Genomic DNA, 5,497 nt, shown 5'->3' with positions numbered 1-5,497 from the left:
GACCCGCCCCTTCGGCCTGCTGCGGCCCGCCGACGAGATCGGCATGCTGGCCCGCCGCTACATGCACGAGTACGGCGCGACCCGCGACCATCTCTTCAACGTCGCCCTCGCCTGCCGCAACCGGGCCAACCAGAACCCGGCCGCGATGATGTACGAGCGCCCGCTGACCCGCGACATGTACATGACCTCGCGCTGGATCAGCGAGCCGCTCTGCCTCTTCGACAACTGCCTTGAGACGGACGGGGCGTTGGCCTGCGTCATCGTCTCCGCCGAGCGGGCGCGGGACTGCCGCCAGAAGCCCGTGTACGTGCACTCCGTCGCCCAGGGCCTGCCCGCCCAGCACCACGGCATGGTCAACTACTGGAACGACGACCCGCTCACAGGACCCGCCTGGACCGCCGCCCGGCACCTGTGGAAGCAGGCCGACTTCGGGCCCCAGGACGTCGACGTCGCGCAGATCTACGACGCGTTCACCCCACTCATCCCGCTCTCCCTTGAGGGGTACGGCTTCTGCGGCCGCGGCGAGGGCGGCGCGTTCACCGAGGGCGGCGCTCTGGAGATCGGCGGCCGCCTCCCCATGAACACCGGCGGCGGCGGCCTCAGCGAGGCGTACGTCCATGGCTTCAACCTCATCAACGAGGGCGTGAAGCAGTTGCGCGGCGTCAGCACGGCCCAAGTCCCGGACGCGGCAACGTGTTTGGTGACGGCGGGCGAGGGGGTGCCGACGTCAGCGGTACTGCTACGCGCCCCGTAACCGATAGGGGCGCGGGGCTGTGACATTTTGCGGCTCCGCCCCGTGAGCGCGACCAGCCACGACGAACCCGGCAGCCGGCAAAGGACAGGACATGGCAGACGCGACCCGAACCTCCGACCTACTCACCCCGGTGCCAGACGACGACGGCGCCCCCTTCTGGGACCACGCCCGCGCAGGCGAACTCCGCATACAGGCCTGCGCGAACAAGGACTGCGGAGAACTCCGGTTCCCCCCACGCCCCTGCTGCCCCCACTGCCAGTCCTTCGACAGCGAATGGCGCCGCATGAGCGGCAAGGGCCGCATCTGGTCCTACGTACTCCCGCACCCCCCGCTGCTCCCCGCGTACGCGAAATTCGCCCCGTACAACGCGATCGTCGTCGAGCTCACGGACGCGCCGCGGATCCGGCTCGTCGGGAACCTGGTGACCGAGGCGGGCGCCCCGCTCGACTCGGTGGACCCGGCCCGGCTGAAGATCGGGGCACGGGTGCAGGTGGTGTTCGCGGAGGTCGGCGGGCAGGTCGTACCGCAGTGGGTCCTGGAGCGGCCGTGAGTACGGGCCTCAGGGTCGAGCGGGACGAGAAGACCGGTGTCGCCGTCGTCACCCTGGACCGGCCCGCCAAGCACAACGCGATCGACCTGGACACCGCCGCCGAACTGGCCGCGACCTGGCGGGAGTTCAGGTTCGACGACACGGTGCGCGCGGTCGTCGTGACCGGGGCGGGCGACAAGGCGTTCTGCACCGGCATCGACCGCGGTGCCGAGGTGCCGCAGCCCACGTCGCCGTACTCGATCGACGATCCGCTGGTCGCCATCGGCCCCAAGGCCAACGACCTGTGGAAACCGGTGATCGCCGCCGTGAACGGGATGGCGTGCGGCGGCGCGTTCTATCTGCTCGGCGAGGCGGAGTTCCTGCTCGCCGACGAGCGCGCCACGTTCTTCGACCCGCACACCACGTACGGCATGGTCAGCGCGTACGAGTCGATCGCCATGGCGCAGCGGATGCCGTTCGGGGAGGTGGCGCGGATGTCCCTGCTCGGGACGGCCGAGCGGATCTCGGCGCGGCGCGCGTACGAGACCGGCCTGGTCAGTGAAGTCACCCCGGACGGCGGGGTGTTGGCGGCCGCGGTGGAGTGCGCGCGGACCGTCGCCGGGTACCCGGCCGGTGCGGTCGAGGGCACCGTACGGGCGGTGTGGGCGGCGAAGGAGGCGGCGCGCGCGCAGGCTCTCGCGCACGCGCCGCACCTCATCGCGCTCGGCAATCTGCCGCCGGAGCAACAGGCGGACCTGTTCGGCGCCCGGAGCAGCGGCGGCCGGGGCAGCGGCTTCCGGCTCCGCTGAACCCGGCCCAACCCCCCTAGTACGAGGGGATCTTGCTGACGGTGCTGACCTCGCAGCGGCCCTGGAGGCCGGCCACGTCGGAGTCGTACACCGAGTCCTCGACGGTGCCCTCGAACGGCGTGCCCACGGCAACGTCCTCGTCGGTGAAGAGGGCGCTGCCGAGCATGGCACCGGCGCTGTCCTTGAACACCAGGGTGCCGGTGTAGTCGGCGGAGCCGGTGGAGTCACCGTTGGTGATGGTGTACTTCCAGGTGATCTTGGCCTCGGTGGAGCTCAGGCCGTTGATCACGCAGTCGGTGATCTGGATGTCCGACTCACCGGCGGTCGTGGGCCCCGCCGACGGCGTGCTGTCGCCGTAACCGCCGGTCGACTGCTCGTAATCGTCGTCGTAGTCGCTGGACCCGCCGGACGTGTAGGACCCGCCGGACGAGCTGGAGCTCGACGACGACCTGTCGTGGTCGTCGCAACCGCCACCGCTGCCGCCCCTGCGGGCACCCGTCAGGGCGACGACGACCACGGCGGCCACCGCGACGGCGCGTACGTGACGCATCTTCATGACAGTCCCCCTCAGCCCGCGACGCGGGTCACGTCGTGCAGCTTGCAGGTGATCTTGCTGAGGTCGTCACCGGGCTCGGCGATGTACTGCGCCGACGACTCCTGGGTGCTGGTGCTCTGCGCGGTGACCCACGGGATCGACGTGTCCGCGGTGCGCAGCAGCTCGCCGCTGGGGCCGGTGAAGGTGATCTTGTACTTGTAGTCGTACGTCTCGTCCGAGTTGTTGGTGACCCGGACGCGAGCGGTGACGCCACGCGCCTCGGTGTACTCGCAGGACTCGATCTTCAGGTCCTTGATGGCCTTGTTCTTGCCGCCGCCGACGCCACCGATGCCGGAGGTGCCGCCGGAGGTGCTGGAGCCGCTCGTACCGCCGGAGCCGAGGTCGCCGCCACCGGTGCTGGTGTCCTTGCCGACGTCGTCGTGACCACCGGAGGTGGAACCACCGCTGCTCGACGAACTGCCGCTGCTGCCGGACGAGTTGGAGCAGCCGCCGCCGGACGAGCCACGGGCACCGGTCAGAGCGACCAGAGCGACGGCGCAGATGGCGATGGAACGGGCATGACGAAGCTTCACTTGCAGATCCCCCGGGATATGTACGTACGCCGACGCGCACTCGGGCGCGCGCTCGGAAGGGCCCGTATGTGACAGGCGCACGTCACCCTAGCAGTGGTTCTTACACAGCCTTTATACGGCTGCCCGGAGCGCCACGAGCCCCTGGGCGTACGGTCGTTACAAGGCTGTCGACCTGCGGTACAAGGCTGTTGCACCGCGGCCCCACGCCCGCCCGTCGTCGCGTGGCGCCGGGTGACCGTGCGGCGTAGCGTCGTGACCGAGAGCAGCGCGCGGAGCGCCCGCGCGCGTCTTGGAGGTCCACCGATGATGCGCACGCTGCGTAACGTTCTCGGGTCGATCCTCGCTCTCGCCGGAGCGACGGCCGCCGTCTGGAGCCCCTTCCGAATCTGGTACGACGGCCGTCACGGGCGCGATTACCGCATCGAGGAACTCTTCACCGGTACGGGCGTCACGGAGGCGGGGGCCGGACTGCTCGGCTCGCTGTTCCTGCCGTTCGCCTTCGCGGCCCTGCTCACCCTGGTCGGCGTGGTGTTCCGCGCCCGGCTCCTGGTCGCGGCGGCGGGCCTGCTCGTGCTCGCGTTCACGGTGCTGTGGATGGTCCGCGTGGGCCAGGCCGAGGGCTCCCTGACGGTGGGCGGCACGGGCGACGGACTGGCCGTGGGCGCGGGGAACGCCCTGCTCGGCGGGGTCGCCCTGCTCCTCGCGGCGCTCGTCATGGCGGGCCGCCGCAAGTACCCGCACGGGGTGCGCGGCCACGAACCCGGACGCACGCCGTACGACGCTCCGTACGACGAGGGCCCGCCGTACGACGACGGCCCTCCGTACGACGGCCCTCCGTACGAAGGCCCGCCCGGGTACGGCCACTCCGGGGAGCCCACCCTCGACTCCGGTCGCTAGCGGGGCTCGCTAGCAGGACGAGCCAGCAGGACTCGCTAGCGGGACGAGCCCGTCCCCTTCACCGCGTCAAGCGCGTACACGCAGCGGTCCTTGCTGCACGCGTACACCACACCCGCCTCCGCCACCGGCGAGCCGGTGATCTCGCCGCCGGTGGCGAGCTTCCAGCGGAGCTGGCCGCCGACCGCGTCAAGCGTGTACAGACAGTGATCGGCGGAGCCGAAGTGGATGCGGCCGTCCGCGGCCACCGGGGAGCCGACGACCTCGCCGCCCGCCTGGAAGCGCCACTTGGGAGTGCCGGTGACGGCGTCCAGGGTGTACAGGCCGTTGCCGCTGCCCACGTGGACATGGCCGCCGGTCACCAGAACCGGTTCCACGGACGAGCGGGACTCGGTCGCGATCCGCCAGCGGTCCCGGCCGTCGGCGGCGTCGATGGCGTACACCGTGCCGAGGTAGTCGGCGAGGTACACCCCGCCGCCGGTGACCGCGGGGCCCGGCGCGAAGGCGGGCGGGGAGAGGAACACCGCGGGCGCCTCGAAGCGCCACGGCACGTGCCCGCCCTCGATGTCGATCGCCAACACCCTTGTCCCGGCGGCGACATACACGTACCCGTCCTCGGCGGGCGTGATCCGCACCGGCACGCCACCGCAGGACGCCGCGTCACCGATCGGGTACGACCAGCGCTCCACGCCGGTACGGGCCTCCAGGGCGCGCAGCCGGGCGTCCTGCCACACGTACACCGTGCCGTCCTGGATCACCGGTCCGGCCTCGGGCGTCTCGAAGTCCGTCTGGACGCCGGTGATCTGCCAGAGCACTTCGCCGTTGGCGGCTTCCACCGCCTGAACGCCGCCGCCACGGGTCGCGGTCACCACGGTGCCGCGGTCGGCGCGCAGCGAGTACACCCAGGCGTCGGTCTGGCGGCGCCACAGGTCGGTGCCGTCGGTGGCGTCGAGTGCGTACAGGGTGGGGCCGTCGGAGGCGTGCACGCGGCCGTCGGCCACCGCCATCGACCAGGCCACGTCGCGGGTCTTGAACTGCCGCCGCCCGGTGGCCACATCGAGGGCGTGCACCTCGAAGGAGGTGACGTACACCCGCTCGCCCGCGACGTGCGGGGTGCCCCACACGTCGTTGGACATCCGGAACCGCCACGGCCGCCAGGGCGCGTCCGGCTGGTGCTGCGGCGGCACCTCGGGCGGCCGGGACGGGGCCGCGGGGGCGGTGCGGGCCGCGTCGCCGTTCACGGGCGCGGCGCCGGGTCCGCGCACCCAGGACCCGACGATCCCGTCGGCGCCGGGTGCCTGACCGGCGACGGCGCGGGTGTCGGCGATCCGGGGCCCGGGGCCGATGGGTACGGGGGCGCCGGGCAGCCGGACGGGGCCCGAG

At 71.8% G+C, this 5,497-nt stretch carries 7 protein-coding genes; 4 read left to right on the top strand and 3 right to left on the bottom strand.

The window, feature by feature from the left end:
* The 3 genes from GUY60_RS33470 to GUY60_RS33460 all read left to right on the top strand — a co-directional run.
* A partial coding sequence (locus tag GUY60_RS33470; RefSeq protein ID WP_161704762.1) for a thiolase C-terminal domain-containing protein occupies positions 1 to 754 on the top strand: 754 nt, incomplete at its 5' end.
* A gap of 91 nt (positions 755 to 845) precedes the next feature.
* Entirely contained in the window at positions 846 to 1,304 is a 459-nt protein-coding gene (locus GUY60_RS33465; RefSeq protein ID WP_161704760.1) for a Zn-ribbon domain-containing OB-fold protein, read from the top strand.
* Complete coding sequence (locus tag GUY60_RS33460) at positions 1,301 to 2,092, top strand: enoyl-CoA hydratase/isomerase family protein (RefSeq protein ID WP_161704759.1); 792 nt, start codon at positions 1,301 to 1,303, stop codon at positions 2,090 to 2,092. The genes GUY60_RS33465 and GUY60_RS33460 overlap by 4 nt, the downstream gene beginning before the upstream one ends.
* Before the next feature lie 16 nt (positions 2,093 to 2,108).
* On the opposite strand, the gene GUY60_RS33455 is transcribed toward GUY60_RS33460, so the two are convergent.
* Together GUY60_RS33455 and GUY60_RS33450 are read right to left on the bottom strand one after the other, a co-directional pair.
* The gene (locus tag GUY60_RS33455) at positions 2,109 to 2,648 is read right to left on the bottom strand and encodes a hypothetical protein (protein ID WP_161704758.1); all 540 of its coding nucleotides are present in this window, start codon (positions 2,646 to 2,648) and stop codon (positions 2,109 to 2,111) included.
* 11 nt (positions 2,649 to 2,659) lie between these two features.
* Positions 2,660 to 3,220 carry a hypothetical protein gene (locus tag GUY60_RS33450; RefSeq protein WP_161704757.1) on the bottom strand — a complete coding sequence of 187 codons (561 nt, stop codon included), beginning with the start codon at positions 3,218 to 3,220 and terminating at the stop codon, positions 2,660 to 2,662.
* 303 nt (positions 3,221 to 3,523) lie between these two features.
* On the opposite strand from GUY60_RS33450, the gene GUY60_RS33445 reads away from it, so the two are divergent.
* Positions 3,524 to 4,117 carry a hypothetical protein gene (locus GUY60_RS33445; RefSeq protein WP_246235976.1) on the top strand — a complete coding sequence of 198 codons (594 nt, stop codon included), beginning with the start codon at positions 3,524 to 3,526 and terminating at the stop codon, positions 4,115 to 4,117.
* A 35-nt stretch (positions 4,118 to 4,152) separates the two neighbouring features.
* Here GUY60_RS33445 and GUY60_RS33440 read toward each other — a convergent pair.
* On the bottom strand, positions 4,153 to 5,497 hold a 1,345-nt coding region (locus tag GUY60_RS33440), incomplete at its 5' end, for an outer membrane protein assembly factor BamB family protein (RefSeq protein ID WP_161704756.1).

The organism is Streptomyces boluensis (assembly GCF_009908195.1).
Taxonomy (GTDB): Bacteria; Actinomycetota; Actinomycetes; order Streptomycetales; family Streptomycetaceae; genus Streptomyces; species Streptomyces boluensis.
The sequence above is the reverse complement of the archived record's forward strand: the minus strand, read 5'-3'. Positions and strand labels throughout refer to the sequence as shown.